The 3,644-nt window shown below is 69.9% G+C and carries 6 protein-coding genes and 1 tRNA gene; 2 read left to right on the top strand and 5 right to left on the bottom strand.

Annotated elements, in window-relative coordinates; translation table 11 throughout:
* Positions 1 to 14 precede the first annotated feature (14 nt).
* The 5 genes from ACFWNV_RS39510 to ACFWNV_RS39530 form a co-directional block, all read right to left on the bottom strand.
* A tRNA-Met gene (locus tag ACFWNV_RS39510) sits at positions 15 to 91 on the bottom strand.
* 363 nt (positions 92 to 454) lie between these two features.
* Positions 455 to 763, bottom strand: a complete 309-nt coding sequence (locus ACFWNV_RS39515; protein WP_383957144.1) for a hypothetical protein — start codon at positions 761 to 763, stop codon at positions 455 to 457.
* A 251-nt stretch (positions 764 to 1,014) separates the two neighbouring features.
* A complete protein-coding gene (locus tag ACFWNV_RS39520; RefSeq protein ID WP_383957147.1) occupies positions 1,015 to 1,443 on the bottom strand; it encodes an SRPBCC family protein in 429 nt (142 codons plus the stop codon).
* A gap of 228 nt (positions 1,444 to 1,671) precedes the next feature.
* A complete protein-coding gene (locus tag ACFWNV_RS39525) occupies positions 1,672 to 1,860 on the bottom strand; it encodes a hypothetical protein (RefSeq protein ID WP_383957149.1) in 189 nt (62 codons plus the stop codon).
* 502 nt (positions 1,861 to 2,362) lie between these two features.
* Complete coding sequence (locus ACFWNV_RS39530; RefSeq protein WP_383957152.1) at positions 2,363 to 2,752, bottom strand: hypothetical protein; 390 nt, start codon at positions 2,750 to 2,752, stop codon at positions 2,363 to 2,365.
* 248 nt (positions 2,753 to 3,000) lie between these two features.
* Here ACFWNV_RS39530 and ACFWNV_RS39535 point away from each other — a divergent pair, with 248 nt between their 5' ends.
* Entirely contained in the window at positions 3,001 to 3,132 is a 132-nt protein-coding gene (locus ACFWNV_RS39535; protein WP_383957155.1) for a hypothetical protein, read from the top strand.
* Between the two features lie 226 nt (positions 3,133 to 3,358).
* Complete coding sequence (locus tag ACFWNV_RS39540; RefSeq protein WP_383957158.1) at positions 3,359 to 3,532, top strand: CsbD family protein; 174 nt, start codon at positions 3,359 to 3,361, stop codon at positions 3,530 to 3,532.
* Positions 3,533 to 3,644: the final 112 nt, after the last annotated feature.

Here is a 3,644-nt window from a genome sequence, read left to right on the forward strand (position 1 = left end):
GGGGACGTTCTCATTGGTAGCGGGGACAGGATTTGAACCTGCGACCTCTGGGTTATGAGCCCAGCGAGCTACCGAGCTGCTCCACCCCGCGTCGGTAAGACCACTCTACGCCACCGACCACGTACTCCCGACCGGATTCCCTCGGGGCCGCGCCACTGGTGCCCCACCAGCCCCAGTTTCGGTATCTGGGTCCATTCGTCTGTCCCGGCGGGCCTGTGGAGCGGCCGCGTGTTCGCCGCACAACCGGTTCAGCGTCTCCTCGCCCATCTGGTCGGACAACCCGTCGGACACCAGCAGCACCAGGCAGGCCTCCCCTTCGGGGATCTGTGCCTGCCGGCACGTCGCCGCCAAGGACTGAGCCAGCCCCAACCGGGACCAGTTGTCGTGCTTCTTGGCGGGTGCGGCGGTGCGGCTCGAGGCGAGGCGGGCGCGGCCCCAGCACTGGGCGTTAGTCCTAGAGGGCACCTCGCAGAGGCGCCGCCCCGCCACGGGCCTCGCCGTGACGCGGCGGCTTGCGTTCCATCCGGGGCGGGTCAGCCGCGGACATCTGGCGGGCGCTGCGGGAGGCCGCCGCCAGCGCGGCGACCACCTGGTCGGTGCCCGCCGCGACGCTCCACTGCGAGACCGGGTTCCCTCCCCCGCCCGAGCCGGCATCGAAGTACACCGGGGGCCGGACGGTGCCGTCGGCGAGGACGGCACCGACCGCGCCTGCATGGGAGGTGCCAAACTCGTCGGTCGTCCAGGTCTCGCGCCTACTCACCACGGTCCGCACTCTCTGCCCCGCGTACGAACCGCCCACGGTGCGGGGCCGCCTGGACACGACGATCCCGCAGCCGGACCGGACAGCAGGCACGTTCTCACGACGTAGTGCCCGGTGCCTCTGCGGCGCCGCCAGCCTTCACGGCCTCGACGACACGGTCGTGGAACAGGGCGAGGCCGCCGGGTAGCCGGGGCCGAGGTCGGGCCGCGTGATGTTGTCAGGCTGGTCGGTCATGTCCGCCCCGGACACGGGGGTCAGGACTCTGCCGCTTCGCGCTCGGCCATGGTCTGGAACTGACCCAGGTCGTAGTTGGCCAGGACAGCATCAAGGTTGGTGAGGGCGCCCAAGTGCTCGACGAAGCCGGTCGGGTCATACTCGATCTGGAGAGTCACTCGGCTCTGCGTGTCACTGAGCCGGTGGAAGGTGACCACGCCCGCGTGGTGCACGCCTTCGGTGGTACGCCAGGCAATGCGGTCCTCCGGAATCACTTCCGTGAGTTCGGCTACGAACTCCTTGTTCGCCCCGGGCAGTGAGACCTGCCAGACGAATGTGGTCCCGTCCACGCGTTGAACGCGCCGGACGTGACTGAGGAACGAAGGCCAGCGCTCGACGTCCTGCCACAGAGCCCAGCTCACGGATACCGGCGCCTCGATGTCAACGGCTTCAAGCAATGAGGATGTCATCTGGATCCATCTCCTCCGTGCGGTGACTGGTCGCCCCCTCCCCTACCCCGAAGACTGGATTTTCCTCAGCTTCTTCTTTGACTTCCGGCCTCGAACGGTGTTTCGATGCGGTAATAGGGACGGCCGGCCGTCGAATGCGAAGACCGGCTCAGGCGCACCAAGCCCCACGCGTCGACTAGGAAATGGCAGGTCGCCCGCCCAGGGGCACGGGGCGGTTCTCGCAGTCGTCTACTGGATCAGGTCGGTGTCCGTGTAGCACGTCGAGCAGACGTGGACGTCGAACTCGGGGATGTGCTGCTCCTCGTTCGGGCCCCAGCTTCTTCTGTGGTCGCGGCATTCGTCCGAGTCGATGGTCAGCAGCGGAGTCACCGCGGTGCCGCAGTTGATGCACAACCGGGCGATGGGATCGGTGAGCACCCACTGTGCCCATCCACCGACCTTCCAGCCGGGGGCCTCGGAGAGCTCGTGGGAGAAGAAATCCGCCGGGAAGCCGTCGTAGGCGTCATCGATAACGCCGCCAGCACCGGCTGCCTGCCACGCGCTCGGGTCGCGCAGCTGCTCGGTGACCGCCTACCCCGCCGCCAGACCGAACACGGTCAGGCCGTGGGCCATCCATCGCCCGGCCGGGACACCCGCCTCCTCCTACGCCTTACGGTAAGAAAAGACCGATCGGCCCTGCGCCCCGCCAAGCGGGAGCAGCGGCCGAACGGTCTTCTCCGGCGCCCGCCAGACGGGAAGCGGCCCCGAGCCGGAAGCATCGGGCGGAGCCAGGCTCGCACCACGCTGTTCGAGGCCGTTGCACGCCGCCAGCACCACGCTCAGCTGCTCGCCGCCATCGTGGAGCTCGGCGGTGAGCTGGAGCTCCCGGCTACCCGTATCGGGCGCTTCAGGGGCGCGGTCATCCCAGAAAGCTGCGCGGTCAGCGCCGGCCGCCGCCGGTGCGGCGGTCGTCGGCCAGTGCGGTCAGCGGGCCGAACTCGCGGGCAAGCTGGTTCCACGTCAGAACCTCGCCACAGCGGGCCGGGAATTCCTTCGGGTTGAACTCGGGCATGGTCCAGGTGCCAGTACCCCGGTCCCGCAGCCACAGGTCCCCGTCACCGTCGACCACAGTCGGCGGGACCGGTACGGGCTCGGCCTGATCGGTGGGATCCCAGGTGACCCGGCCCGGGTGGGAAACGCGGCGCAGCTCCGTGGTGGCAAGCCGTGCGGCCAAGTCACGGGTGGCCTCGTCGGCGTCCTTGACCGACGCGAGTCGAAATGCGTCGTCAAGTACGGGCAGGGCTAGATTCTTGCTGCGCTTTGAGCTCATACGCTGACTACCTCCGGTGGGGGGCGTCACATCCGATATGGCACCCCGTAGGGGAACACGATATCCGAGGCGGGAGCCGGGCCGGCTACGACATCCGTCCAGGTGGAGGCGCTGGCACACGGGGCAGTGAGGCTAGGTGGTGAGCCGGTCCTGGACGTGGCGCAACCCGTGGTGGCAGCGCTCAGATAGGGCGATCCGGGTCTGAGGAGGTGAGTCCGCCGGGGGCGACCCCGGCCCCCAGCATCCGCGTGCGCGTACCCCCGACCTGCAACGGCACCGGCGGGTTCGGCTGGCACATGGTCAACGACCTCGCCCACACCACCGCCATCACCCCCACACCCGAGGGCGGCAAGACGGTCCGCGCGCTCCTCCCCCGCTAGGCCCGACGGAAGCGGAGCCGGGTCGGCGAGCCGACCGTGGGCTGCGATGTGCCACCGGCTGCCGCGCGCTGCGGCTGCCCTGCCGGCGGCGAACCTCGACCCATGGGCGTGCACCTACCGGGAGCCGCGAGGAGGGAGGCTCTCGCGCCGCCAGCGGTTTGGGAGGGCGTTCGGTGGTCATACGGGGGCTTGTAAGACCTTTCCACCGTAGAGGGAGTGATCAGCTGTGTCTGGTGAGCAGAAGGCCGAGGCGAAGGGCGAGCAGGCCAAGGGCAAGCTCAAGGAGACCACTGGGCGCCTGACGGGCAACGAACGGCTGACCGCCGAGGGCCGCGCGGAGCAGGCCAAGGGCGACGCCCGCGAGGCCAAGGAAAAGATCAAGGACACCTTCAAGCACTGACCCTCGCACCGTCGGGGGGGGGGCGCCCCCCGGGGGGCCGGGCCCCCCCGCGCGCCCGGGGGGCCCCGCCCCCCCCCGGCGGGGGGCGCGCGGGGGGGGGGGGGGGGCGGGC

The organism is Streptomyces sp. NPDC058401 (assembly GCF_042722885.1).
GTDB lineage: Bacteria > Actinomycetota > Actinomycetes > Streptomycetales > Streptomycetaceae > Streptomyces.